Origin of the sequence: Bosea beijingensis, assembly GCF_030758975.1 — a bacterium.
GTDB classification, from domain to species: domain Bacteria; phylum Pseudomonadota; class Alphaproteobacteria; order Rhizobiales; family Beijerinckiaceae; genus Allobosea; species Allobosea beijingensis.
The window spans coordinates 4801310-4826432 of the sequence record NZ_CP132359.1 but is presented as its reverse complement, the minus strand read 5'-3'; the positions used below and the strand labels follow the sequence as shown (position 1 = coordinate 4826432).

General features: G+C 66.5%; 26 protein-coding genes. 10 read left to right on the top strand and 16 right to left on the bottom strand.

Features of this window, described 5'->3' with window-relative positions:
* Positions 1–3 precede the first annotated feature (3 nt).
* From Q9235_RS23080 to Q9235_RS23070, 3 genes are all read left to right on the top strand, one after another.
* Positions 4–306 (top strand): hypothetical protein, encoded by a 303-nt coding sequence (locus Q9235_RS23080; protein ID WP_306224111.1) that lies wholly within the window; start codon positions 4–6, stop codon positions 304–306.
* Between the two features lie 145 nt (positions 307–451).
* Positions 452–1174 (top strand): AzlC family ABC transporter permease, encoded by a 723-nt coding sequence (locus Q9235_RS23075; RefSeq protein ID WP_306224110.1) that lies wholly within the window; start codon positions 452–454, stop codon positions 1172–1174.
* Positions 1171–1530 carry an AzlD domain-containing protein gene (locus Q9235_RS23070; protein WP_306224108.1) on the top strand — a complete coding sequence of 120 codons (360 nt, stop codon included), beginning with the start codon at positions 1171–1173 and terminating at the stop codon, positions 1528–1530. The genes Q9235_RS23075 and Q9235_RS23070 overlap by 4 nt, the downstream gene beginning before the upstream one ends.
* On the opposite strand, the gene Q9235_RS23065 is transcribed toward Q9235_RS23070, so the two are convergent.
* The 7 genes from Q9235_RS23065 to Q9235_RS23035 form a co-directional block, all read right to left on the bottom strand.
* Complete coding sequence (locus Q9235_RS23065; protein ID WP_306224107.1) at positions 1527–2420, bottom strand: sigma-70 family RNA polymerase sigma factor; 894 nt, start codon at positions 2418–2420, stop codon at positions 1527–1529. The two genes, Q9235_RS23070 and Q9235_RS23065, sit on opposite strands and share 4 nt — an antisense overlap.
* A 19-nt stretch (positions 2421–2439) precedes the next feature.
* Positions 2440–2910, bottom strand: a complete 471-nt coding sequence (locus Q9235_RS23060; RefSeq protein ID WP_306224106.1) for a carboxymuconolactone decarboxylase family protein — start codon at positions 2908–2910, stop codon at positions 2440–2442.
* A 62-nt stretch (positions 2911–2972) separates the two neighbouring features.
* Positions 2973–3401: an HIT family protein gene (locus Q9235_RS23055; protein WP_306224105.1), complete on the bottom strand. Its 429-nt coding sequence runs from the start codon at positions 3399–3401 to the stop codon at positions 2973–2975.
* Between the two features lie 88 nt (positions 3402–3489).
* A complete protein-coding gene (locus Q9235_RS23050; RefSeq protein ID WP_306224104.1) occupies positions 3490–4266 on the bottom strand; it encodes a 2'-5' RNA ligase family protein in 777 nt (258 codons plus the stop codon).
* Complete coding sequence (locus Q9235_RS23045) at positions 4259–5497, bottom strand: GNAT family N-acetyltransferase (RefSeq protein ID WP_306224102.1); 1239 nt, start codon at positions 5495–5497, stop codon at positions 4259–4261. The genes Q9235_RS23050 and Q9235_RS23045 overlap by 8 nt, the downstream gene beginning before the upstream one ends.
* Positions 5494–6273, bottom strand: coding sequence for a glycerophosphodiester phosphodiesterase family protein (locus Q9235_RS23040; RefSeq protein ID WP_306224100.1), 780 nt, complete (start codon positions 6271–6273; stop codon positions 5494–5496). The genes Q9235_RS23045 and Q9235_RS23040 overlap by 4 nt, the downstream gene beginning before the upstream one ends.
* The gene (locus Q9235_RS23035; protein ID WP_061967573.1) at positions 6273–6746 is read right to left on the bottom strand and encodes a RidA family protein; all 474 of its coding nucleotides are present in this window, start codon (positions 6744–6746) and stop codon (positions 6273–6275) included. Before Q9235_RS23035 ends, Q9235_RS23040 begins: the two co-directional genes overlap by 1 nt.
* 196 nt (positions 6747–6942) lie before the next feature.
* Between Q9235_RS23035 and Q9235_RS23030 the strand changes: the two genes are divergently transcribed.
* Positions 6943–7788, top strand: coding sequence for a cell envelope integrity EipB family protein (locus tag Q9235_RS23030; RefSeq protein ID WP_306224098.1), 846 nt, complete (start codon positions 6943–6945; stop codon positions 7786–7788).
* On the opposite strand, the gene Q9235_RS23025 is transcribed toward Q9235_RS23030, so the two are convergent.
* Both Q9235_RS23025 and Q9235_RS23020 read right to left on the bottom strand, forming a co-directional pair.
* Positions 7745–9094 (bottom strand): DNA polymerase IV, encoded by a 1350-nt coding sequence (locus Q9235_RS23025; protein WP_306224097.1) that lies wholly within the window; start codon positions 9092–9094, stop codon positions 7745–7747. The genes Q9235_RS23030 and Q9235_RS23025 overlap by 44 nt on opposite strands.
* Positions 9091–9381 (bottom strand): DUF3572 domain-containing protein, encoded by a 291-nt coding sequence (locus tag Q9235_RS23020; RefSeq protein WP_306224096.1) that lies wholly within the window; start codon positions 9379–9381, stop codon positions 9091–9093. The genes Q9235_RS23025 and Q9235_RS23020 overlap by 4 nt, the downstream gene beginning before the upstream one ends.
* 132 nt (positions 9382–9513) lie before the next feature.
* On the opposite strand from Q9235_RS23020, the gene Q9235_RS23015 reads away from it, so the two are divergent.
* Together Q9235_RS23015 and Q9235_RS23010 are read left to right on the top strand one after the other, a co-directional pair.
* The gene (locus Q9235_RS23015; protein WP_047574547.1) at positions 9514–9882 is read left to right on the top strand and encodes a response regulator; all 369 of its coding nucleotides are present in this window, start codon (positions 9514–9516) and stop codon (positions 9880–9882) included.
* A gap of 18 nt (positions 9883–9900) precedes the next feature.
* Positions 9901–11277 (top strand): PleD family two-component system response regulator, encoded by a 1377-nt coding sequence (locus tag Q9235_RS23010; protein ID WP_306224094.1) that lies wholly within the window; start codon positions 9901–9903, stop codon positions 11275–11277.
* Between the two features lie 492 nt (positions 11278–11769).
* Here the strand turns inward: Q9235_RS23010 and Q9235_RS23005 are convergent, their stop codons facing one another.
* The gene (locus tag Q9235_RS23005; protein ID WP_306224093.1) at positions 11770–13374 is read right to left on the bottom strand and encodes an OpgD/OpgG family glucan biosynthesis protein; all 1605 of its coding nucleotides are present in this window, start codon (positions 13372–13374) and stop codon (positions 11770–11772) included.
* A gap of 198 nt (positions 13375–13572) precedes the next feature.
* Between Q9235_RS23005 and Q9235_RS23000 the strand changes: the two genes are divergently transcribed.
* Positions 13573–13857: a hypothetical protein gene (locus tag Q9235_RS23000; protein ID WP_306224091.1), complete on the top strand. Its 285-nt coding sequence runs from the start codon at positions 13573–13575 to the stop codon at positions 13855–13857.
* Between the two features lie 126 nt (positions 13858–13983).
* Here the strand turns inward: Q9235_RS23000 and Q9235_RS22995 are convergent, their stop codons facing one another.
* The 4 genes from Q9235_RS22995 to Q9235_RS22980 all read right to left on the bottom strand — a co-directional run bounded on the left by Q9235_RS22995 (position 13984) and on the right by Q9235_RS22980 (position 19785).
* Positions 13984–14799, bottom strand: a complete 816-nt coding sequence (locus tag Q9235_RS22995; protein ID WP_306224090.1) for an NAD-dependent epimerase/dehydratase family protein — start codon at positions 14797–14799, stop codon at positions 13984–13986.
* Between the two features lie 124 nt (positions 14800–14923).
* Positions 14924–16633 carry a hydantoinase B/oxoprolinase family protein gene (locus Q9235_RS22990; protein ID WP_306224089.1) on the bottom strand — a complete coding sequence of 570 codons (1710 nt, stop codon included), beginning with the start codon at positions 16631–16633 and terminating at the stop codon, positions 14924–14926.
* Positions 16626–18752: a hydantoinase/oxoprolinase family protein gene (locus Q9235_RS22985; protein WP_306224088.1), complete on the bottom strand. Its 2127-nt coding sequence runs from the start codon at positions 18750–18752 to the stop codon at positions 16626–16628. Before Q9235_RS22985 ends, Q9235_RS22990 begins: the two co-directional genes overlap by 8 nt.
* 94 nt (positions 18753–18846) lie before the next feature.
* Positions 18847–19785, bottom strand: a complete 939-nt coding sequence (locus Q9235_RS22980) for a LysR family transcriptional regulator (RefSeq protein ID WP_306224087.1) — start codon at positions 19783–19785, stop codon at positions 18847–18849.
* Positions 19786–19987: 202 nt separating this feature from the next.
* On the opposite strand from Q9235_RS22980, the gene Q9235_RS22975 reads away from it, so the two are divergent.
* Genes Q9235_RS22975 through Q9235_RS22965 form a run of 3 tightly spaced genes read left to right on the top strand, consistent with a single transcriptional unit; the run spans position 19988 to position 22865 of the window.
* On the top strand, positions 19988–20974 hold the full coding sequence (locus Q9235_RS22975; RefSeq protein WP_306224086.1) for a TRAP transporter substrate-binding protein: 987 nt from the start codon (positions 19988–19990) through the stop codon (positions 20972–20974).
* Positions 20975–21027: 53 nt separating this feature from the next.
* Positions 21028–21549: a TRAP transporter small permease gene (locus tag Q9235_RS22970; protein ID WP_306224085.1), complete on the top strand. Its 522-nt coding sequence runs from the start codon at positions 21028–21030 to the stop codon at positions 21547–21549.
* An 11-nt stretch (positions 21550–21560) separates the two neighbouring features.
* The gene (locus Q9235_RS22965) at positions 21561–22865 is read left to right on the top strand and encodes a TRAP transporter large permease (RefSeq protein ID WP_306228422.1); all 1305 of its coding nucleotides are present in this window, start codon (positions 21561–21563) and stop codon (positions 22863–22865) included.
* A 7-nt stretch (positions 22866–22872) separates the two neighbouring features.
* Here Q9235_RS22965 and Q9235_RS22960 read toward each other — a convergent pair whose 3' ends face one another.
* Together Q9235_RS22960 and Q9235_RS22955 are read right to left on the bottom strand one after the other, a co-directional pair.
* Positions 22873–23415: an ureidoglycolate lyase gene (locus tag Q9235_RS22960; RefSeq protein WP_306224083.1), complete on the bottom strand. Its 543-nt coding sequence runs from the start codon at positions 23413–23415 to the stop codon at positions 22873–22875.
* A 169-nt stretch (positions 23416–23584) separates the two neighbouring features.
* A complete protein-coding gene (locus Q9235_RS22955) occupies positions 23585–25045 on the bottom strand; it encodes an amidase (RefSeq protein ID WP_306224082.1) in 1461 nt (486 codons plus the stop codon).
* Positions 25046–25123: the final 78 nt, after the last annotated feature.

Genomic DNA, 25123 nt, shown 5'->3' with positions numbered 1-25123 from the left:
GTGTTGTTCAAGCGAAAGACCGCGAGCCTCGCCGCCGAGAGCGGCGAGGTGCTTCAGGAGGCGCCGGCGACGCCCGCGGCGCCGGCGCGTCCGAAGAAGGACAAGGAAAAGCTCGGCTGGTTCGAGAAGCGGGACCGTCGCCGCCGCCGCCGCAAGATTTTCGAGGAAGTGCTGGGCTGGATCCTGGTGCCGGCCTTCATCTACCTGATCTATCTCGGTATTCAGGCGATCGGCGGTATTCCCAAGGAACTGATCGACTTCGCCAACGAACTCATCGCCATCGCGATGAAGGGCGGCAAGGGCTGACCGGCGGCGCCAGCGGCCTGCGAAAGATGCAGGTCCGGCCGGCTTGCCGATGCCTAGGCAAGCGTCGCGTGCATGAACGATAGAGGAGACGGCTCGCGATCCTGCGGCCCGCAACCCTGTCGAGCCATCCCGCAGCGATGACCTCATGAGCGTATCCGCCGACTGGAGCTGGCAGCGCGTCGCGCTGGCCGGCATGCGCGATGCGCTGATGCTGCCGGCCTGGATCGTCGGCTTCGGATTGATCGGCATCGGCTCGCTTGCGCGCGATGTCGGCTACCCCGTCGATGTCGCGGTGCTCTCGACGATTCTTGTCTGGGCCGGCCCCTCGCAGGTGCTGTTCTTCGCCTCGATCGCCGCCGGCGCCGCCTGGAGCGCGATCGTGATCGCGATCGCCTTCGCCTCGCTGCGCTTTCTGCCGATGACGATGGCGATCCTGCCGCTGCTGCGCCGGCCCGGCCAGAGCATCTGGCAGCAGCTCATCCTCGCGCATTACGTCGCGGTCACCGCCTGGAGCGAGGGCCTGCGGCGCCTGCCCGGAATCGCCCCGCATCAGCGCGTCGCCTATTTCCTCGGCTTCGCCAATACCTGCATGGCGGTGAGTTCGATCGGGACCTTTGCGGGCTATTATCTGCTCGGGGCGCTGCCGGTGCCGTTCGCCGCCGGTCTGCTGTGCCTGACGCCGATGTTCTTTCTGATCTCGCTGATCGCGGGCCTGCGCCATCGTGGCGACAGCGCGGCGCTTCTCCTCGGGCTCGCCTTCGCGCCGATCTCCGCGCGCTTCATCGGCGGCGGCTTCGACCTGATCGTCGCCGGCCTCATCGCGGGAACGCTGGCCTTCCTCATCGGACGGAAGTGCAAGCCGGCATGACCCAGCCGATCGCCATGCTCGACGGGCCGCTCTGGCCCTATCTCGCGCTGCTGCTCTTCGCCGTTCTGCCGACGGAAATCTGGCGCTGGCTCGCTGTCGGCTTCTCGCGCGGGCTTTCCAACGATTCGCCATGGCTCGAATGGGTGAGGGCGGTCGCGACCGCACTGCTGGCGGGGATCGTCGCCAAGCTGATCGTCTCGCCGCCGGGCGTGCTGGCGGTGGCTCCCGGCTGGGTGCGCGTCGCCGCGCTGGCTGCCGCGGCTGCCGTCATGCTTCTCGACAAGCGCCGGATGATGCTCGCGGTGCTCGCCGGCGAGACGGTCCTGATCGGCGGCGTCTGGCTGTTCGCGGGCTAGGTCTCAGCCAGCAATCGCCGGACGTGGCCGAGCTTGTCGGGGTTGCGGATGATGTAGATCGCGGCGACCGCTCCGTCGCGGATGTCGAGCGCGATCGCCTGCACGGTCTCGCCGCGCTCCAGGCTGACATAGCCGGGCAGGCCGTTGATCATGACGAACTCATAGCGCGTGGTCGCGCGCGCATCCCGCTCGACATGGCGGTTGATGCCGGCGAAGAAGCGGCCGATCTTGTCGCTGCCGAGGATCGGGTTCAGCACTGAATTGACCTTGCCGCCACCATCGGCGCGCAGGATCGCGTCATGGGCGAGCATGCTCTTCAGAATCGTGGCATCGGTGCTGTGAGCGGCCTGGAAGAAGGCCTGGGCGTAGCGCCGGGCGTCGTCGGCCGAGAGCGGATGGCGCGGGCCGTCCTCCTCGCGGGCATGGCGGCGCGCCCGCGAGACCAGTTGCCGGCTGGCGGCCTCGCTGTGCCCGAGCGTGTCGGCGATCTCCGCGAAGGGCAGGTCGAAGACGTCGTGCAGGAGGAAGGCCGCACGCTCCAACGGCGATAGACGTTCCAGTGCGAGCTGGAGCGCATAGGGCACGTCGATCGCTTCATCGGCGCTGGGCACGCCGCCGATGGCCTCGATCAGGGGCTCGGGCAGCCAGGCGCCGACATAGGCCTCGCGCTTGCGCCGCGCCGATTTCATCAGGTCGAGGCAGAGCCGCGTCACCACGCGCCCGAGCCAGGCGCGCGGGTTTGCGATCGCCTCGGGCGCGGAATCATGCCAGCGCAGCCATGCATCCTGCACCACATCCTCGGCGTCGCTGAGCGAGCCGAGCATGCGGTAGGCGAGGCGGGTCAGGTAGGACCGGTTGGCCTCGAACAGGCTGGCAGGCGCGCCTGTCATGCGCGCAGGGTTGGTGTCATCAGGCGGCGGCCTCGGTCTTGCGCGGCCGGTCGGCCGGATGGCGCGTGCGGAAACCCGCATTGATGCGGTTCCAGGTGTTGATCGCGCCGATGGCGAAGGAGAGATCGACGCTGTCCTTCTCGCTGAAATGCTCCCGGAGTTCCGCGTACGCCGCGTCGCTCGGGCTACGCTCCGATACGCGGGTCAGTTCTTCCGTCCAGCGCAGGGCGGCGCGCTCGCGCGGCGTGTAGAGCTCCGACTCCTCCCAGGCGTTGAGCAGGTTGATGCGCGCCTCGGTCTCGCCGGCCTTGCGCGCATCGAGCACATGCATGTGCAGGCAATAGGCGCAGCGGTTGATCTGCGAGGCGCGGATCTTCACCAGCTCCATCAGGCTGTGCTCGAGGGCCGACTGATTGACGTATTCCTGCAGGACCAGCATGGCCTTGTAGGCTTCGGGCGCGATCTGGAAGGCGTTGAGGCGTTGGCTCATGATTGTCTCCATCGGTTGATGACGACAAGACGAGGCAGCGCGCCTCGCTGTGACATGGCCCGTCAGATTCTTTTCAGCGCCTCGCGGATTTTCTCGGCATTGCTGGCAAGGACCTCGTTCTTCTCCATCGCGCCGGTATGCGGGCGCAGCGCCACGCCCTCGAAACGCGGCATGACATGGACATGGAGATGGAACACGACCTGGCCGCCGGCGGCCTCGTTGAACTGCTGGATGGTGACGCCTTCGGCCGAGAAAGCGGCCTTCACGGCGCGCGCCAGCTTCTGCGTGGTCAGCGCCACCGCCTTCAGCGCATCGGCGGGCGCGTCGAAGACATTGCGGCAGGCCGTCTTCGGGATCACCAGCACATGACCGTCGGCGCGCGGCATGATGTCCATGATCGCGAGCGTCTCGGCGTCCTCGTAGACGGTGTGGGAGGGCAGTTCGCCACGCAGGATCTTGGCGAAGACGTTGGATTGATCATAGGCGGTCATGGCTGGTCCGGCAGGATCGAAAGGGTCGGCGCAAGCTGGGGCGCGCCAGCCGGGGCGTCAAGGCCGCGGACCGTCTGAGGGCCCTGCCTCAAGCGCCGAGCGGCAACACCGTCTCGACATGGGCATCGAGCACGAGATCGTCGCTCGCGCCCATGACCTGAAGCTCGGTGACGGTCAGGCCGAGCAATGGCCTATTCCACCAGCGCGCGACGATGTCGGCCAGCGCCGCGGTCTCGGCAGCGTCGAGATCGTCGGTGAGGTTGTAGAGCCCGACGAGCCAGAGATCGCCCGGTGCCCGGCCGAAGGCGCTCTGGACCTCCTGCAGTGTGTTCCGGCCGGCGCGCTTCTCCGGATAGACCGGGAGATAAAGGCGGCCGCGATTGACGTTGCCGGAGAAGAGCCCGCGCAGCTCGACCGCGAAAGGCTCGATCTTGCGCAAGGCTTCGCGCGTCTCGGCGGGGATGGCCGGCGGCTCGGAGAGGCTGAGAGAGCCGCAGACTGTCGCATGTAGCCGATCCTGCCGCTTCGGCAGGAGGTCCCAGGCGATCTTGTCCGCGAAAGGCGCGGCCTTCAGTTCTGCCTCCAGTGCGAGGAAGGCCGGGGAGGCGCGCAAAGCCTCATCTTCCAGGGGCAACACCAGCGAATAGACCGCCGGGTGGCGGCCCATCTCGTAGAAACTGCCTTCGCGCCGGGCGATCACGCCGGGATGATCCGGCGCTAACAGAGGCAGATGCGCCAGCCGGTAGCTCTCGTCGAGCGTCAGCGGCGTCGTGAAATCGGTGAGGCTGCGGCGATAGCCGAGCTTGTCGTCCTCGCAGAAGATCGGCGCGGAGGAGGTGGTGGTCGCGATCGCGGCGTCAGTCATCGGCGGTATCCGTCTTGCGGAAGGGGCTTTCGACCGCCAGCGCTTCGCGGGCCGCCGCGATCTGCTCGCGCTCCTGCGCGAGATAGGCGGCGACGGGCCGGCGCAGGCCGGGATCGGCGATATGGTGCAGCGAGCGGGTGATGACCGGCCGGTAGCCGCGCGCGAGTTTGTGCTCTCCCTGCGCGCCGGCCTCGACGCGGGCGAGACCATGGGCGATCGCATAGTCGATGGCCTGGTGGTAGCAGACCTCGAAATGCAGGAAGGGGTGATCCTCGATGCAGCCCCAGTTGCGGCCATAGAGCGTGTTGGCGCCGCGGAAATTGATGGCGCCGGCGATGTAGCGCTCGGCGCGTTTCGCCATAACCAGCACGATGCGTTCGCCCATCGCCGCGCCGACGCTCGAGAAGAACGCGCGGTTGAGATAGGGCCGGCCCCATTTTCGCGAGCCGGTATCCTCGTAGAACGAGAAGAAATCGTCCCAGACCGCCTCGGTGAGGCCGTTGCCGGAGAGGACTTCGATGCTGATTCCGCTGGTCAGCGCCTCGCGCCGCTCGCGCTTCAGCGCCTTGCGCTTGCGCGAGGCCAGCGTCGCCAGGAAATCGTCATAGGTCTTGAAGCCCTCGTTCTGCCAATGGAATTGCAGATCGTTGCGCTCGATATAGCCGGCCTGCTTCAGCGCGGCGATATCCGGCTCCTGCGCGAAAGTGATATGGACAGAGGAGGATTGCGTCTGCCCCCGCAAGGCCTCCAGCCCGCCGATCAGGGCGGCGCGAGCCTCCTCGGCACGCGGACCGTCAGCGACCAGCAGGCGCGGGCCGGTTGCCGGGGTGAAGGGCGCCGCGACCTGGAGCTTCGGATAGTAGCGTCCGCCGGCGCGCTCATAGGCATCGGCCCAGCTATGGTCGAAGACGTATTCGCCCTGGCTGTGGCTTTTCAGGAAGCTGGGCGTAGCCGCCAGTAACTGGCCGGCATTGTCCTCGACGAGGAGATAGGCCGGCGACCATCCGGTGCGGCCGCCGGTGCAGCGGCTGTCCTCCAGCGCCATGAGAAACTCGTGGCTGACGAAGGGGTTGTCCCGGTCGAGCGCGGAATCGTGCGAAGGCGTGGCGGGCGACGAGATCGCGTCCGCCAGCGCGTGGGGATTGGCGCAGGCGTTCCATGCGCCCGCGGGGACGGCCTTGAGGGAGGTCGCGACACGAACGGTGAGATCGCCGTTCCCCGCTTCGCTCAAGGGCGAAAGCCCTCGAAGACCATCTGGTCGGCCATGGCCGCGGCCCGCTCTCGCTCTTCCGGTGTGCGCACCGTCCAGCTCATCAGCGGCAGGCCCATCGCGTTGCGGCAGAGATAGGGCGCGGCGCTGTCGAGATCGGTGACCTTCCAGGAGATGAAGTCCGGCCGGCTCTCGGTGAAGTGCAGGAGATTGGCGAGGGCATGCTTCCGTTCGGCCGAGAGCTTGTCGTAGTCGCCGTAATCATAGGCGTTCATCGCCACGATGCCGCGCGGAATCTCCGGTGCGAGCTCGCGCAGGGCCGTCACGATCGCGGGATCGAAGGATTTGATCACGATCGGATGGTTCTTGTAGCCTGCGACGACCTCCACGGTCCGCTTGGTCAGGGTCAGATCGCCGTCGAAGCGACTCTTGATCTCGATCACGAGCGGCACGCGCCCGCCGATCAGGTCGAGGAAGGCCGAGAGCGTCAGGATTGGATCGCTCGAGCCCTTCAGCGTGATCGCGCCGAGTTCCGCCGCCTTGCGCGCGACGACGCCGCCGGTCTCGCCGGTCAAGCGGTCGAGCACGAAATCATGGAAGACGACAGCCTCGCCATCGGCGGTGAGCTGGACGTCGCATTCGATGCCGAAGCCGCCGGCGATCGCCGCCGTGGCGGCGGAGGGGCTGTTCTCGATCACGCCGGCGGCGAGATCATGCAGGCCGCGATGGGCGATCGGCTTCGCCACCAGCCAGCCCAGATCGGGCCGGCCGGCATCCTTGAGCATCCCTGCGGACATCAGGCGATCTCGAACATCGCTTCGACCTCGACGGCGGCATCGGCCGGCAATTCGGCGACGCCGACGGTCGAGCGGGCATGGCGACCCTTGTCGCCGAGCACTTCGACCATCAGGTCGGACGCGCCGTTCATGATCGCCGGCAGCGCGGCGAAATGCGGGGTCGCATTGATGAAGCCGCCGAGACGGACGCAGCGCACGATGCGGCCGAGATCGCCGCCGAGCGCGGCCTTGGCCTGGGCGAGAACGTTGATGGCGCAAAGGCGCGCGGCTTCGAGGCCGGCTTCGTTGAAGATCTCGGCGCCGAGCTTGCCCTTGTGCTTGTCGGCGAGCTTGCCATCCAGCCCGAAGCAGATCTGGCCCGAGATGACCAGCAGGTTGCCGGTGATCACATAGGGCACATAGTTGGCGATGGGCGCGGCCGGGGACGGCAGGGTGATGCCGAGTTCGGCGAGGCGGGTATCGGCGGCGTTCATGATCTTGGCTCCGCGAGCGAGGCAGGGTGCCTTCGGGCAGGCCTTTCATGGCCGATGCGGGCGGCCCTCGCAAGCATCGCGGCATGCCCGGCGGACAGGGCCGGTGCGATGCATGAGAGCGGCACTTTCGCCATGTTTGCGCCATTGCCGCGATGCACCTAGATTTCGCAAAGGGCCAGACACGGACAAGCGGCGCATGAACGGAACAATCTCGAAGCTCGCGACCCAGGCGAGCGGGGTTTTGGCTGGGGCGCTGGTTCTGGCCGCTATGCCGGCCTGGGCGCAGGCCGCGTCGGAGCGGGTGGTGCTGGCGCCGCATCGCGCGGTCTACGATCTCGTGCTCGACAGCACCAAGCCGTCCGGCAATATCGAGACGGCGAAGGGCCGCATCGCCTTCGAGTTCACCGGCGATGCCTGCGAGGGCTACGCCTTGTCCTTCCGGCAGGTGACGCAGCTCGGCACCGAATCCGGGCCGCGCCTGATCGACGCCCGCACCACCAGCTTCGAGGCCGGAGACGGCGCGAATTATCGCTTCAAGACCGAAAGCTCCACCAGCGGCGCCAAGCCGGACACGGTCGACGGCACCGCGCAGAAGAGCGGCAGCGGCTACGAGGTGAAGCTGCGCCAGCCCAAGGCCGAGACGCATCGCGAGGCGAGCGACGCCCTCTTCCCGAATGCACAGATGAAGGCGGTGATCCAGGCGGCGCGCGCCGGCCAGAAGACGCTGAGCGTCAGGCTCTATGACGGCGCGAATTCGGGCAAAGAGGTTTATGACACGCTCTCGATCATCGGGAAGCGGATCGAGGCCGAGCCTTCCGAGAAGCCGTTGCAGCGCCCGGAATTCGGGAAGATGGCGCGTTGGCCGGTGACGATCTCGTATTTCAAGGCGGGCTCCGGCGAATCGACGCCGGCCTACAGCATCAGTTTCGAGCTCTACGAGAATGGCGTCACCGGCGCGATCCGGCTCGACTACGGATCTTTCTCGTTGCGTGGCACGCTCACGCGTCTGGATCTTCTTCCTCAGGAGCCTTGCGCGAAATAACCGGCTCCGAAGCGCGGCGCTGGGGCAGGCGAAGGCTCAGGCCCTTGCCGATCGCCTCATCGCCGAAGCGGGCGCGCAATTTGTCGAGCGCGCCTTCCATCGCCTTCAGGCGCGGCGTCGCGGTATCGGCGAGGTCGCCATGGTCGGCGGCTTCCGGCGGGCTGAAGTCGCTCGCGCCGATGCCGATCAGGCGATAATGCGCGCCATTGCATTCGCGCTTCAGCAGATCGCGCCCCGCGGTGAAGAGGCGCGCGGCGAGCTGCGTCGGCTCCGGCAGGCGGGCGGCACGGGTGATGATCTGGAAATCGGCCGTCTTCAATTTCAGGGTGATGGTCCGGCCCGCAAGCTCCTGCGCCTTCAGCCTTTTCGAGGTCTTCTCGCAGAGCCGCCACAGGATCGGCTCCAGCTCCTCGAAGCGGGCGAGATCGACATCGAGCGTCGTCTCGCTCGAGACGCTCTTGGTCTCGCGTTCCGGCGTGACCTGGCGGGGGTCGATGCCGTTGGCGAGGTTCTTGAGGCGCGGGCCGTCCTTGCCGGCGAGTTTGAAGAGCTTGTCGACCGGGGCCTCGCGCAGGTCGCCGATCAGCTTGAAGCCGCCTTCCGCCAGCCTCGCGACGCCGGCCGGGCCCATGCCGGGGATGAGGCTGATCGGCTTGGTCGAGAGGAAGGCTATCGCCTCGCCCCGCCCGATGATCGAGAAGCCGCGGGGCTTGTCGAGATCGGAGGCGACCTTGGCCAGGAACTTGGCATAGGACAGCCCGACCGAAATGGTGATGCCGAGCTCGGCCTCGACATGCCGGGCGAAGCGGGCCAGCGTCACCGCGGGGCTGGCATGGTGGAGGCGTTCGGTGCCGGAGAGGTCGAGGAAGGCCTCGTCGATCGAGAGCGGTTCGACCAGCGGCGTGAGCTCCCGCATGAGCTGGCGGACCTGGCGGCCGACCGCGACGTATTTCGCCATGTTCGGCTTGACGACGACAGCCTCGGGGCAGGCCTTCAGCGCCTTGAACATCGGCATGGCCGAGCGCACGCCATAGGTGCGGGCGATATAGCAGCAGGTGGAGACCACGCCGCGCTTGCCGCCGCCGACGATCACCGGCTTGTCCTGCAGGCTCGGATCGTCGCGCTTCTCGATCGTGGCGTAGAAGGCGTCGCAGTCGATATGGGCGAGGCTCAAGCTGTCGCGCTCGATATGGCTGAGCAGCCGCGGCGAGCCACAGGCCGGGCAGCGCTTCATCGGCCCGGATGCGTCGTGATCCGCGAGGCAATCGCGGCAGAGCCAGCGCGGCGAGGGCGCGCCCGTGCTCAAGAGAAGTCGTCCGGCTCCGGCCCGGCGAGGACGCGCCTGGCATCGGCGACGATTTCGGGATTCAGCCTTAAATTTCCGGCAAACTCCAGCAGGAGCGAATCGCTCGAGCCGATATGGTCGAGCAGGGCGGCGAGGAAGCCGGGTTCGCCGGCTGCCTGGCGCAGATTGGCCGGGTTGAGGCCGGTCACGCTCAGAAAGGGCTCGATCCGCTCGGGTTCGGAGGCCAGGAAGGCTAGGGCCTGGAGCGCGAGCGCCTCGGCCTCGTCGGTGGTCGGTCGTCGGATCATGAGGGGCTTTAGTCGCGTATCCGGTTTGCGTTTCGTCAATAGCTCGCGTGTTACGCAATCATCTGATGACGCCGCCAATTTGGAAAGCCCGCCTTCGGCGTGAGCTTCCCGGCGCGAATGAAGGGCGGCCCGATGAAGACGGTTCTGATCGTCGAAGACAATGAGCTCAACATGAAGCTCTTCAACGATCTGCTCGAAGCCCATGGCTATGCGACGCTGAAGACGTCGGATGGCATCGAGGCGATCGAGCTGGCGCGGACGCATCATCCGGCGCTGATCCTGATGGATATCCAGCTTCCGGAGGTCTCCGGGCTCGAGGTCACCAAATGGATCAAGGAAGATGACGACCTGAAGGCGATTCCTGTCGTCGCGGTCACGGCCTTCGCGATGAAGGGCGACGAGGAGCGGATCCGGGAAGGCGGCTGCGAGGCCTATCTCTCCAAGCCGATCTCGGTCGCCAAGTTCCTGGAGACCGTCCGTACCTATGCCGGCGCGGCCTGAACCGCGGAAAGCCTTTTCATGACCGCCCGCGTCCTCGTCGTCGACGACATCCCCGCGAATGTGAAGCTGCTCGAAGCCAAGCTCTCGGCAGAGTATTTCGGCGTGGTCACGGCGACGAACGGGCGTGATGCGATCGCGCTCTGCGAGCGTGGCGAGGTCGATATCGTCCTGCTCGATGTGATGATGCCAGGGATGAACGGCTTCGAGGTCTGCCGGCGTCTGAAGGGGGCTCCGTCGACCGCGCATATTCCGGTGGTGATCGTCACCACGCTCGACCAGCCGCGCGACCGCCTGCAGGGCCTCGATGCCGGCGCCGACGATTTCCTGACCAAGCCGCTCGACGATACCGCACTCTTCGCCCGCGTGCGCAGCCTCGCCCGGCTGAAGGCGATGACCGACGAATTGCGCAGCCGCGCTGTCGCTTCCGTTCGGCTGGGCATTGCCGATCCGCTGGCGACGGCGGCGGCAGAAACCGGATTGAACGGCCGCATTCTCGTGATCGAGGATCGCCCGAGCGCCGCAGACAGGGTGCGGAGCGCACTGTCTGCCTTCCATGTGGTGGAGGTCGAGAGCGATGCCCAGCAGGCGGTGATGCGCGCCGCCGAGGGGGATTTCGACGCCGTCGTCGTCAGCCTGGGCCTACAAGGCCAGGACGGCCTGCGCTTGTGCAGCCAGTTGCGCTCGCTGGAGCGGACGCGCGACATCTCGGTGCTGCTGATGGGCGAGACCGAGGATCGCGAGCGCATCCTGCGCGGCCTGGAGATCGGCGCGCATGACTTCCTCGTCCGCCCGATCGATCGCAACGAGTTGCTGGCGCGGGTGCGCACCCAGGTACGGCGCAAGCGCTTCACCGAGCGGCTGCGCGACAGCGTGCAGTCCTCGATGGAAATGGCGGTGATGGACCAGCTCACCGGGCTGCATAACCGCCGCTTCATGGACAACCGGCTCGCGGTGATGTTCGACGAATCGGCGTTGCGCGCCCGCTCGCTCTCGCTGCTCGTGCTCGACATCGATCATTTCAAGTCGGTCAACGATAGCTGGGGCCATGATGCAGGTGACGAGGTCCTGCGCGAATTCGCCGACAGGGTCCGCGCCTGTACGCGCGGCATCGATCTCGTCGCGCGCATGGGTGGCGAGGAGGTCGTCGTCGTGCTGCCCGATACCGGGCGCGATGCCGCCTATCGCGTGGCCGAGCGCATTCGCGAGCGGGTCGAGAGCGCGCCTTTCGCCGTCCAGAACAACACGCGCGACATCAAGGTCACCGTTTCGGTCGGCGTCTCCAACCGGCGCGCCGGCGATGCCTCTTCCGCCGAGATGATGAAGCGCGCGGATGATGCGCTCTACCGGGCCAAGGCCAGCGGCCGCAATCGCGTGATCGTCGCCAGCGCGGCGTAAGGCCTTCCGGCGCCCGCGCCTGTTCCACCATGTCCCAAAGGCGACGACTGCAGTCCGAGCGTATGGCGGAGGCATCTTCACGTCGTCTTCAAGCTTATTCTCAGGCACCTGAGGCAAGCTGCTGATGTCGGCCAGTGAAACGCCTCGCAACCGGTTTGGTCGATGCGGGCTTTAAGCTTAGTGGGTAGGGTTAACGATCGATGAAAGCCGCCGATCGGTTGGATTTGATTGATTCGGATGCGCCGCATTGTAGAGATTGTGCGACGCAGCGATCGCAGAGATCGCTCCAAAATGCCCCTCGGGTGCTCAGGTCCGCCGCATCTCCTGGGAAACCGAAGGGCTCGGCCGGTCGGTGACGGATTTCTGGCCTCCTCAGAACCGCTACCGGCCGGCCACCTCGCGTCCCATGATTTCGGTAGTTGTGCGCCAGCGAATACTTGGCGTGTCTATTCCGCCTCGGCTGTGCGGTGTGCTATTCCTTCTCTCCAATCTTCAATTGCGTGCCGCATCGCTCTTCGGCGGTTGCGGTCGTGAAGTGTCGCCAGGCGGAACCGACCAGGTCGCCGTCCAGGTCTCGCTCAAGGTGCGGTTGCGCGCCCTCAGGAACATACGTAGCTCCGCCGACTGTCCGTCCGGCAGCGTCGCGTCGACGATGGCACGCACGCCTTTCAACGGCGGATTGAATGTCAGGATCTTCGTGGCGATCGCGCCGGCGGTCGTCGTCGCGACGAGCTCCAGGCGGTCGGGCTCGCTCTGGTAATAGGCAAGGTCGCCGCCGGCGAAATCGACGATGAAGCGTTTCGTGCCCTTGCCCTCGGAGACGCCGTCCTCGATATCCGAGCCGTTGAAGCTCTGCTGAACCTGCGCATAGGGGTGCAGGTGCCAGGTCGTCGACAGTGCCGAGATGCGGTAGCTGAACGTGGCGGCTTCTCCGACGGGCAAGGGCTTGCCGGGTGTCCAGCACGCGACGATGTTGTCGAAGGCTTCGTTATCCGTCGGTATCTCGATGAGGTCGATCCGGCCTTCGCCCCAGTCGCCCTGAGGCTGGACCCAGTAGCCGGGCCGCGCATCGTAGCGCGCTTCGAGGTCCTGATAGCTGCCGAAGTCGCGGTCGCGCTGCATCAGTCCGAAGCCGCGCGGGTTCTTGTCGCCGAAGCTCGATATGCGCAGCGCCTTGGGATTGCGTATGGGGCGCCAGATCCATTCTCCGCCGCCGGATTGCAGCATCAGCCCGTCCGAATCGTGGATTTCAGGGCGGAAATCTGTCCGCTGCACGAGATCGCCTTCGCCAGCCTGGAACATCGAGGTCAGCGGCGCGATGCCGATCCGCTCGATCTCACGGCGCGGGATGATGGTCGCCGTGACGTCCATATGCGTGTCCCGGCCCGGGCGGACGACATAGCGGAAGGCTCCCGCGACCGATGGTGAGTCGAGCAGGGCGTAGATGACGAGCTCGGTCGTGTCCCGCGACGGCTCCTCCAGCCAGAGCGCCCGCATGAACGGGAATTCCTCCGGCCCCTGGCCGCCGACATCCAGCGCCAGCGAACGCGCCGAAAGCCCGTAGCGGTGCCCGCGGCCGATCAACCGGAAATAGCTCGCGCCGAGGAAGGAGATGACCTCGTCCTGCACCTTCGGATCGTTCAGGTTTGTGGTCACCGCGAAACCCGCGAAGCCCAGCGCCGGCGAGAGGCCCTTGGGGACGGGCACCTTGCCATATTCGAACAGGCCTGTCGTGAACGGGATCGGGATCGCGTTGCCGTGGTTGATGATGTGAACCTGGACCGGCTTGTTGTGCAGGAAGCCGAGATGGAAGGGCAGCAGGCGGAAATCCGAGCCGTTCTCGCGCCAGAACGCCTTGTCGCGGCGAAAGCGGATTTCGCGATAGCTGTCATAGGTCAGGTTCGAGAGCTCGTCCGGAATCTTGGCGCTCTCGGCATCGAAAGGCTGTTTCGCCAGGGCCGTCGCCTGCTGGACCACATCCTCGTAGCCGAAGCTTTTCTTGGATCCTGCGGTCGCCTGGGCGTGCGCGGAGCGGTTCGCCAGCATGCAGGCGCCGGAGAGCAGGGCGAGCATCGCGCGACGAGACGGTGCGGACAAGGCGGATTCCCCCGAATTGATGGCCAGCCTCCAAAGGGCAGGCGCGTTTAGAACACCCGCGCGGCGCCGGGGGTTCCCCAGGGGCTCGATCATCGGTCGGGAGGGTGGCTCTCGGCGAAAGCAGGATCGGCCCCTGCGGCAAACCGGCCTGGAACCCGGCCTGCCGGTTTCGGTTCACTTCGCAAGGAGGATGGAGCGATGACCAAGGTTTCCGACCGCATCACGGATGCGCCGGCCCCCTACAGCACGGCCCGAAGGCCGGGCCAGCCCGGAGAGGAGAGCGAGAATCGCGCCGGCCCCAATCCGCGATCGGCTCACCCGACGGGGCCGCACGCCCCGTACGAGCCGGACGATCCGGAAGGGCTGGCGGCCGAGAAGCACCATTCGGAGCCCGTGCAGGCTTCGGACGAGGCGGCCGCCGAGCGCAAGCCGAGCGGGACGATCAGGGTCGTCGACCTCGCAAAGCCGTCGCATCGTTCCTGACAGCTTCAAGCGGATGCGCCAAGCTGGGGCGGCCCGCCGCGTCTGCGGGTGGGGACCGCCCCCTTAGCCGGTCGCGAGGTCCTTCACCTTGTCGGACGGCGCAATCTGATCGATGTGGGCTGGTCGTCAGGCCGTTGTTTTGTCATCGGGATGCGGCATCTCGCAGAACTTGCCGCCGAGATGGCGTCCCGCAGGCGATAGCGGGTCGAGGGCAGGAGCGTTCGCTTCGACCTTGGCCCGGAACGGCTCCGAACTGTCCTGCGGGTGATAGCCGAGATGGCTCGCACCGCTGTTGTCGACTGCCTTCACGGTGTTGTCGGAGGTGCCGAAAGCGATCGTGTGGCCGACGAAGGGCGCGGTCAGCGCCGCCGTGACGAGGCGCACGCAGTCGGCAAAGGACAGATAGGACCACAGCATCCGGCGATCGGCCGGCTCCGGGAAGGACGAGAAGATCCGCAAGCATGCCGTCTCGATGCCGTGCTTGTCCCAGTAGAGCCGGCTGAGGCTTTCCACGAAGGTCTTGCCGACACCGTAGAGGCAGTCGGGCCGAACCGGCGCATCGACCGGAATATGCGCGCCGATCTCGTGGAAGCCGATCGCGTGGACGGACGAGGCGTAGACGATGCGCTTGACCCCGTGTTTCCGCGCGCCTTCGTAGATGTGGTAGGAGCCGCGGATACTGGAATCGAGGATGATCTGCCATTCGCGTTCGGTCGGCGCGCCGCCGAAATGGACGATGGCATCGCAGCCTTCCGTCGCGGCGATCGTCGCTTCCATATCGGCGAGGTCGAAGATCGCCTCTTCCTCATGGGCGGCGAGCGGGCCGAGCGGCTCGCGATCGGCGAGGCGGATCACCTTCGCCAGCGGAGCAAGCCCGGCGCGGAGCTGCGAGCCCAGGCGCCCGGCCGCGCCGGTGATCAGGATGCGGTTGTAATGCGGCATGCGATCCTCGCGTCTGACGGCTGCATCGCGGTGATGCAGCCGTGCTTAGGCCATTCCTGTCGGAGGACGCAGTGAGGCATCGCCCGGTGATCGCTGGCAAGCCGCGGCACGGGCTACCTCACCGCTAGCGAGGCAACTCACCGCGTCGCGCCGTGGCCAGCACATTGGCCACGCGCTCCTCGGACAGCCCATAATCGGCGCACGCGGCCTCCGCCGAGACATAGCCCAGGGCGAGGTCACGCTCCACGCTGCTCGCTGGCCGCTCGGCGGGCGCGCCGTAGCCAGCACCGCCCGGGAAGGCCATGACGACCTTGCGGCCATGCGGCACGAATTGCTTGCCCTTGCCCTTCATCGCCGTGCCGTCGTCGAGCGCGATCGTCGTCGGCGCGCCGCCGCCGCCGCCGCGTCGACCGCGGGCTGGGTGATGGACGCGGTCGAACATCGCCTGGATGTCGAATTCATAGCCCTCCCAGGCGCCGACCTCCATGTGCTGGCCGAGGCCGCCGCGATGCTGGCCCTTGCCGCCGGAATCGGGCCGGAGCTCCTTGCGCCAGACGATGACGGGGCCGACCTGCTCGGTCGCCTCGACCGGCATCGTCATCACGCCGGAGGGGAAGGCGGTGGCGTTCATGCCGTCGAGCGCGGGCCGCGCGCCCGAGCCGCCGGAGTTGAAGGTCAGAACCTCGGCGCGCACGGCGTCAGTCGGCCAGGGGCCGTCGCTGCGCGGCCGGAGCGAGACCTGGAAGTTGCAGAGGCTGCCGGCGCCCTCGGCCGGGACGAGGCCGGGCAGCAGCTTGTCGAGTGCGTCATAGATCGTGTCCGGCACCATGTGGCCGATGATGTGGCGCAGCGCGACCGGCGCCGGCCAGACCGCATTGACGATGGTGTGCTCCGGCGCCGTGATGCGGAACGGCTCCAACGAGGCGGCGTTGTTCGGGATTTCCGGCGCGATGGCGCATTTCAGCGCGTAGCATGTATAGGCCTTCGTATAGACCAGCGGCACGTTGATGCCGTTCTTGTCGACGCCGGAGGTGCCGGCCCAGTCGCAGAGCACGCCGTCCGGCTCGATCGAGATCTTCACCTTCAGGTCGATTGGCCGGCTGTAGCCGTCGATCCGCATATGGCCCTCGGCTTCGCCACGCGGCAGGGCGGCGATCCTGTCGAGCGTCGCCTGGCGCGAATTGGTCAGGATGAAGTCGGAGATGCCGGCAAGGTCGGCGAGCCTGAACTCGACCATCATCTCGATCAGCCGGCGATGGCCGATCTCGTTGCAGGTCGCGAGCGCATAGACGTCGCCGACGAGCTGGTCGGGCTCGCGGACATTGCCGCGGATGATGGTGACCAGTGTCTCGTTGACCGTGCCGCGGTCGACGAACTTCATGATCGGGATATGCAGGCCTTCCTCATAGACCGAGTTGGCATCGGCACCGAAGCCGCGCCCGCCGATATCGACGATATGGGCCGTGCAGGCGAAGAAGCCGACATGGCTACCCCGGTGGAAGGAGGGCGTGACGACGGTGATGTCGTGCAGGTGGCCGGTGCCTTCCCAGGGGTTGTTGGTGATGTAGACGTCGCCCTCGGCGATGTTGTCGCGCCCGATCCGGCGGATGAAATGGGCGACGGCATCGGCCATGGCGTTGACGTGGCCGGGCGTGCCGGTCACCGCCTGCGCCAGCATCTCGCCCTTCTCGTTATAGACACCGGCGGAGAGATCGCCGGCCTCGCGCACCGAGGTCGAGAAGGACGTGCGGATCAGCGCCTGCGCCTGTTCCTCGACGACCGAGATCAGGCGGTTCCACATGACCTGATAGGCGACCTTGGAGATCTCAGACATGGGCGGGCTCCTTCCGCGCGGCGACGGCAGCGGCGGGTGCGGCTTCTGAAAGGCGGATATCGATGCAGCCGTCGTTCAGCGTGACGGCGAAGCGGCTCGACGGCAGGACGATGGTGGTCTCGTCCTCGGTGACGATGCCGGGGCCATCGATGCGGCTGCCAGGGGGCAGGGCGGTGCGGTCATGGGCTTCAGCCTCGACGCGGCGGCCGAGACCGGCATCGAAGACCGAGCGGCTGCCTTCCGCCGGGGCGTCGCGCATCTGCGAGACCGGCGCGACCGGAGCGACGGCCTCCTGCGGCGTATGGGCATTGACCGACCAGACCGTGATCTCGGCGGCAAGTCCCTTCACGGTGCGTCCGAACAGGTTGGCGTATTCGTGCTCGAAGCGCTGGAGGATGACGGCCGGGTCGGCGGCGCGGGCCTCTTCCGGCGTCAGCGTCACCGGGATTTCCCAGCCCTGGCCGGCATAGCGCATATAGATCTTGTATTCGGCCTGGATCGCGCCAGCCCAGCCGCAGGAGAGCACCACCCGCGTCGCTTCCTGCTCCATCTCGTCGAAGAGTTTCGTGACGCGCGCGGTGTCGAACTGGGCGAGCCGCATGAACAGGGTGCGGTTGGCCTCGAAGCTGAACGGCGCCCTGAGGAAGCCGATCGCCGAGCCGACGCCGGCGCCGGGCGGCACGAGGCAGCGGGCGATGCCGAGCTTTTCGCAGAGGCGGCCGGCATGGAGGGGCGCGGCGCCGCCGAAGGCGATCATCGTGTATTCCGAGAGGTCCTCGCCGTTCTCGACGGCATGGACGCGCGCGGCATTGGCCATGTTCTCGTCGACGACCTCGGCCACGCCCCAGGCGCTTTCCTCGGCAGCCATGCCGAGCCTGCCGCCGATTTCGCTCGTCAGCGCCGCGGCCGACTGGTCCGCGAAGAGCGGGATCGTGCCGGCCGCGAAATTGTCCGGGTCGATCTTGCCGAGGATGACGTCGGCATCGGTCACGGCCGGGCGCTTGCCGCCGCGGCCATAGCAGGCGGGTCCGGGCTCGGAGCCAGCGCTTTCCGGCCCGACGCGGATCTGGTTCATCGAGTCGACATGGGCGAGGCTGCCGCCGCCGGCCCCGATCTCGACCATGTCGATCACCGGGATCGAGATCGGCATGCCCGAGCCCTTCTTGAACCGGTAGGTCCGGGCGACCTCGAAGACGCGGGCGGTCTTCGGCGTGTAGTTCTTGATCAGGCAGATCTTTGCGGTGGTGCCGCCCATGTCGAAGGAGAGCACCTTCTTCAGCTCGTGCCGCGCGGCGATGTCGGCGGCGAAGACCGCGCCGCCGGCCGGGCCGGATTCGACGAGGCGGACCGGGAATTCCGAGGCGCTTTCCAGCGAGATGATGCCGCCGCCGGAATGCATCAGGAAGATCGGGCAGGAAGCGCCTTCCGCTGCGAGCCGCCCCTTCAGCCGGACGAGGTAGCTTTTCATCAGCGGCTTGATATAGGCGTTGGCGATCGTCGTGTTGAAGCGCTCGTACTCGCGCATCTGCGGCGAGACTTCCGAGGAGAGCGAGACCATTGCGCCCGGCAGGCGCTCAGTCAGTACCTCCTGGATCAGGCGCTCATGCGCGTCGTTGACATAGGAATGGAGCAGGCCGACCGCGACGCTCTCGTAACCGGCCTCGCGCAATTCATCGACGAGGATTTCGACGGCGGCGCGATCCAGGGGGACCAGGACCTTGCCGCGCGCATCCATGCGTTCCCTGACCGTGTAGCGCCGGTTGCGTGGCAGCAACGGCTCCGGCAGCGTCAGGTTGAGGTCGTACTGCTCGAAGCGGCTCTCGGTCCGCATCTCGATGACGTCGCGAAAACCCTCGGTGGTGATGAGCGCGGTCTTGGCGCCACGCCGCTCGATCAGCGCATTGGTCGCCAGCGTCGTGCCGTGGATGATCTGCCCGATGGCGGAAGCCGGAACGTTCGCCTTCTCGCAGACGCGGTGCATGCCCTCGATGATCGCATCCTCGGGCGCGGCATAGGTCGTCAGCACCTTGGTCGAGAACCGCTCTCCGCCCTGTTCCAGCACGACGTCGGTGAAGGTTCCCCCGATATCGACGCCCAGGCGGGCCCCGAGAATGGACATGGCTTACGCGCCTCCGTTGTCTGAGAAGCGGAAGATGGAGCGCGCCACCGATGTCGTCGAATTATTATTTTCAATGCTATTCGATAGGATATCTTTATCGCTGTGATGAATGCCCGGTGGCCTCCAAGGGCCATCGCAGATCGCCCTGGTGATGCCGTGCAGCCCTATCGCCAGCGAGCTCGGCAGCCCGCTTCAGCAGAAAGCTGGCCGGTGTGTGGGCATATGAAGCCGTGAAGATCAGGGCGCTCGGCTTCCATTCATAAGGGAACTCCACAAGCTCGCCGGTGTCGAGGAGCTTTTCGACGAGCGTGCGCGACATCGGCGCGATGCCGAGGCCGTCGATGGTCATCTGCAGGCTGGCCGCAAGGCTGCTCGACGGCACGATCCGGACCGGCCGCTCCCAGTTGTCGCGGAAATGCGCGGAAAGCTCGACGAAATGGCGGGTATTGCGCGCATGGGTCAGGATCGTATGCGAGGCCATCGTCGCCAGATCGGAGCCGGCGAGCCCAAGCCGCGGCGAGGCCACCCACAGATAGGGCACGGAGCCGAGATCGACATTGGTGATGTTGAAGTTCGAGATCGGGCCGTTCAGCAGGCACAGGTCGAGCGACCGCGACACCAGCTCTTCGCGCAGGTTGATCGTCAGATCCACCCTGAGCTCGACATCGACATTCGGGAAAACCTGCCTGAGGTCGAGCAGGTAATCGCGCAGCCAGGTCTGGGCGATGAGTTCGGCGACGCCGAGCCTGAGGATGCCGATCTGCTGGTCGGAGCGGATCGATTGCTGCGAGAACTCCTCGGAGGCCTGCAGCACGCGCTCGGCCTGTCCCAGCAGCGAGTGGCCGATCGGCGTCAGCGCGACCGAGCCGGAATCGCGATGGAACAGCCTGACGCCCAGCACGGATTCGAGCTGCGAGATGCGCACGGAGATGTTGGGCTGGGTCGTGTTCAGGCGCTCGGCCGTCGCCCGGAAGCTGCCGAGCTTGGCGACCCAGACAAAGCTCTCGAGTTGCTTCAGCGTCCAGTTCGGCATCGCGTGTTTCCGGCACAGCCGCGCGAGCGGATAACGGCGGCGTATCCTCGATAAAGAAAATGCATCGCAAAAACAGCAAAATTCAATTGGCTGCTATCGGCGGAACGCGGTGGACTATCGTTAGCCGTCGATCGGGCTTCGGCACGGCTCCGGCTCCTGAAACGCGCGCGGTCTCCGCAGCGCGACAAGAACGAGGGGAACCATGAACCGCAGAGCTTTGATCGCGTCCGCCGCCCTTGCCCTGAGCTTCGGGCTCGCCGCTCCCGCCGTCGCCCAGACGAGCTGGACCATGGCTTCGGGCTACCCGGAAAGCAGCTTCTTCACCCAGAATATCCGGGAGATGATCAAGGAGATCGAGGAGAAGAGCGGTGGCAAGCTCAAGATCGACCTGCGCTCGAACGACAGCCTGATCAAGCTCGACGCGGTGAAGCGCGCCGTCCAGTCCGGCCAGATCCAGATCGGCGAGATCCGCCTCGGCGTCTACGGCAACGAAGGCGCGATGTACAATCTCGACAACATCCCCGGCGTCGCCACGACCTATGACCAGGCGACCAAGCTGACCGAGGCGCAGGCGCCGTTCTTCGAGGCGATGTTCAAGAAGAACGGCCTGCGCGCCATCACCTATGTCGCCTGGCCGGGGCAGGGTTTCTATACCAAGGCCGAACTCAAGGGTCTGGCCGATCTCAAGGGTCAGAAGCTGCGCATCTATTCCAAGCAGACGCAGATCATGGGCGAGAAGCTCGGCATGGAAGCGCTGATCCTGCCCTTCGCCGAAGTGCCGCAGGCCTTCTCGACCGGGATGATCCAGTCGCTCTGGACCAGCGCCCAGACCGGCACCGACGTCCAGATCTGGGATTACGTCAAGAACTTCACCTATACCGGCACGATGCACAACAAGAACGCGATCCTCGTCAACGAGCGCGCCTTCCGCCAGCTCGACGCGGCGACGCAGAAGGTGGTGCTCGACGCCGGCGAGGCTGCGACCAAGCGCGGCTGGGAACTATCCAAGAAGGCCGGCGAAGAGCGCGAGGGCGTGCTCAAGAGCCATGGCGTGGCGATCGCCCAGTCCCCGAAGGACATCCTCGACGCCATCGAGGCAGCCGGCAAGGGCATGGTCGCCGACTGGCTCAGCACCGCCACCGCCGAGGAAAAGGCCGTCTACGAGACCTACCAGAAGAGCCTGAAGTAACCGGACCGGCTGCACGCTGCCTTTCCCGTCAAGCATGCCAGCGGAGTGACCGGGTGATACGCGGAGTTCTCGACAGGTTCTACGAGGCGTGCGGCTATATCGCCGCCGCCTTCATGGTCGGCATCGGGCTGGCCATCGTCGCCCAGATCGCCGGGCGCATGCGCGGCGTCACGCTCGATGCCACCGAGGCGGCAGGCCTGTGCCTGGCGGCATCGACCTTCTTCGGCCTCGCCCATACCTTCCGGCGCGGCGGCCATGTGCGGATCAACCTGATCGTCGACCGCCTGCCGCAGCGCTGGCGGCACGGCATCGAGATCTTCAACTGCCTGCTCGGCACGGTGGTGGTCTCGTTCCTTGCCTGGCATGTCGCATCGCTGGCGCTGCAATCGCGCGAGTTCAACGATGTCAGCCCGGGCCTGCTGGCCATGCCGTTCTGGATTCCCCAGACCGGCGTCGCCATCGGCATCGCCGCCCTGGCGATCGCCTTCATCGACGAGCTCATCTGGCTCCTTGCCGGCGGCAAGCCGCGCTACGAGGCGCCCGACGAGGTCGAGCTCGACAGGCCGGTGGCATAGGGGCGCCGATGATGGATACGACCGTTCTCGCCTCGCTGGTCCTCGCCAGCTCGCTCCTCCTGCTGCTCGCCAGCGGCGTCTGGGTCGCGCTCTCGCTGCTCACCGTCGGCATGGTGATGATGGGGCTCTTCACCACCGCGCCGATGGGTTCGCTGATCGCCTCCACGCTCTGGGATTCGAGCTGGGGCTGGGCACTGACCTCGCTGCCGCTCTTCATCTGGATGGGCGAGATCCTGTTCCGCTCGAAGCTTTCGGCCGACATGTTCCAGGGGCTTGCGCCCTGGGTGTCGCGGCTGCCGGGCCGATTGCTCCATGTCAACGTGCTGGGCTGCGGCATCATGGCGGCGGTCGCCGGCTCCTCGGCGGTGACCTGCGCCACGATCGGCCGCATCAGCGTGCCCGAATTGGAGAAGCGGAACTACCCGCTCAACATGACCATCGGCACGCTCGCCGGCTCCGGAACGCTCGGGCTGCTGATCCCGCCCTCGATCATCATGATCGTCTACGGCGTCACCGCCGAGGTCTCGATCGCGCGGCTGTTCATCGCCGGCGTGCTGCCCGGTATCCTGCTCATGGTGCTGTTCATGGGCTACACGGCGATCTGGAGCCTGCTCAACCCGGACAAGATGCCGCCGGCCGAGCCGCCAGTGCCGTTCCTGGAAAAGATCTATCGCTCGCGCCGATTGATCCCCGTCGCGCTGCTGATCGGCTCGGTGGTCGGCTCGATCTATGGCGGCATCGCCACCCCGACCGAGGCTGCGACGATCGGCGTGATCGGCGCGCTGATCCTGGCCGCGGTCGGCGGCGGACTGACGCGCGCAAGCTTCATGGACGGGCTGATGGCGGCCATGCGGACCTCCTGCATGATCTCCTTCATCATCGCCTGCGCGGCCTGCCTGACCATCGCCGTGGCCTTCGTCGACATTCCCCGCTCGCTGGCGAGCTGGGTCGACGCCATGCATCTGTCGCCCTATGCGCTGCTGGCGGTGCTGGCTGTGTTCATGCTGATCCTCGGCTGCTTCCTCGAGGGCATCTCGATCATCGTGCTGACTTCTTCGGTGATGCTGCCGATGGTGCAGGCGGCCGGCATCGACCTGCTCTGGTTCGGCATCTTCGTGGTGATCCTGATCGAGGCCGCGCAGATCACCCCGCCGGTCGGCTTCAACCTATTCGTGCTGCAGAGCATCACCGGCAAGGACATCCTCGCCGTGACGAAGGCTGCGATCCCCTATTTCTTCGTGCTGATGCTGCTGCTGGTGCTGATCACCGTGTTTCCGCAGATCGTGACCATCCTGCCGAAGATGATGACTGGGTGATCCGCGCTCAGGCGTCGCAAGCCAGCGTCGTCGCCTCGATGGCGAGGATCTCGCAATCGGCGGCGGAGCCATCTTGCCAGGACTGGACGAGGAAACGCGCATCCGCGCCGGTCGCCATGATCGGATGATGCCAGAGCCCGCGGCGATAGATCATGCCCTGCGCCGCGGAGAACGCGAAGGCGGCGAGGGTCGAGAGGTCGGGGGTGCCGTCGGGCTTGCTGTGGCTGACGATGACGATATGGCCGGCGCCATCTAGCGGCATGATCAACTGAACCGAGTTCACATGCCGTTCGAGCATCGCGATCGCGCTGGTCGGCGGTTGCTCCCTCGCTGCGAAGATCGAGGTGACGAGGCTGGAGCCCGGCCGGACATCGGCGGCGGCGTGCGCATGGATGTCATGCCGGCGCGCCGTACCGTTATTCGCGTCGCGGCCGGAATCGCCGGTTTCGACCAGCCAGCCGAAGGGCTCGAAGGCGGCCTTCGTGACCGGAACCACGCGCAGCGGGCGAGGGGAGGCAAGGCCGCCTTCGATCTGATCGCCTGATATCATCGCCGGGCTTTCTCCGTGGCATGCGAGGCGGAGGACCGCTTCGCGTGGTCCCGTTCTGGCGCAGGCGGTCGCCGTCTGTCGAGGGATGTGATCTCCCGCAAGTGCCGGAGCTTTCAGTTCCGGTCGGTAAAATGGCCCCTTGTGAATCGCGTCAGCCGCGCGAAATGCGCTACGAGAGCAGGGCCGGTAACCGGCCGAGCCAAGGGCAGAGCTTCTCGTAGAGGGAGGCCACGGCCAGCAGGTCCGCATCCCGGCGCGGTGCCGCGATGATCTGCAACCCCATTGGCAATCCGGCCTCGTTGAATCCCGCCGGAACGCTGACGGCGGGAGCGCCCGCGAAGGTCGGCCCTATGACGACCTCCATCCAGCGATGATAGCTGTCCATTCTGCGGCCGGCGATTTCGGTCGGCCAGCGAGTTTCCGCCGCGAAGGGGAAGACCTGCGCCGAGGGTAGCAACAGGAAATCGAAGCGCTCGAACGCCCGGAGCAGGGCCTTGTGCCAGGCGCCGCGCGCGAGGCCGGCCTCGTAGACCGCGAGCCCGCTCTGGCCATGGCCTTTCTCGATTTCCCAGATCGTCTGCGGGTTGAGGAGGCGCCGCGTCTCGGGATTGCCGTAGTCGTTCTGGTGCCGGCCGCTGATGCTGTGGCTACGCAAGGTCGCCCAGGCTTGCCAGAGGCGCTCGGGGTCGAACGCGATCGTCGCGGCCTCGACCTGTCCGCCCGCGGCCTCAAGGAGCCGGGAGGCCTCTTCGCAGAGCTGCAGGACGCCCGGCTCGAACGGTAGATGGCCGCCGAGATCGCCGAGCCAGCCGAAGCGCACGCCCTTGAGCGTCTGGCGGAGTCCGCGCCATTGCGTCAGCTTGGGATCGTCATGGGAGAGCGGCGCCCGCGGATCGGAACCCGCCTGCACCGACAGCAACATGGCGACGTCGTCGATCGAGCGGCCCATCGGGCCCTCGACGGCCATCTGGCCGTAGAACGGGTCCAGCGTTTCGGCCGGAATGAGCCCTTGCGAGGGGCGGAAGCCGAAGACGTTGTTGAAGGCGGCCGGGTTGCGGAGGGAGCCGCCCATGTCGCCGCCATCGGCGACCGACAGCATCCGCAAGGCCAGCGCGACGGCGGCGCCGCCGCTCGACCCGCCTCCCACCCTGGACTGGTCATAGGCGTTGCGCGTGAGGCCGAAGATCGGGTTGTACGAGTTGGAACCGTAGCCGTATTCGGGAACGTTGGTCTTGCCGATGATCAAGGCGCCGGCAGCCCGCATGCGCTCGACAATGATGGCGTCCTGGTCGGGCACGAAATCGGCGAAGAGATGCGAGCCGAAGGTCGTCCGGAGGCCCTTCGTCAGGGCGAGATCCTTGATCGCCTGGGGAACGCCGTGCAAGGGGCCGACGGCCTCGCCCCGCGCCAGCGCCTCATCGGCCTTGCGTGCTTCAGCCAGAAGCTCGGCCCGCGGCCGAAGCGAGATGATCGCGTTGACGGCGGGGTTCACGCGTTCGATGTGGTCGAGATGGGTACGCATCACCTCAGCCGCGCTGACATCGCGCCGGCGGATCAGCTCCGCCAGCGCCACGGCGCCGAAGGCGCAGAGCTCGGGAAACGCGCGCGCAGCGGGAACGCTTTCATTCATCGTGACGACCTCTAACCAAGGCTTTGGCGGATTTTGTCCTGGACCCTGTTAGGGACGCCCAGGCGCCGAAGGATCAGC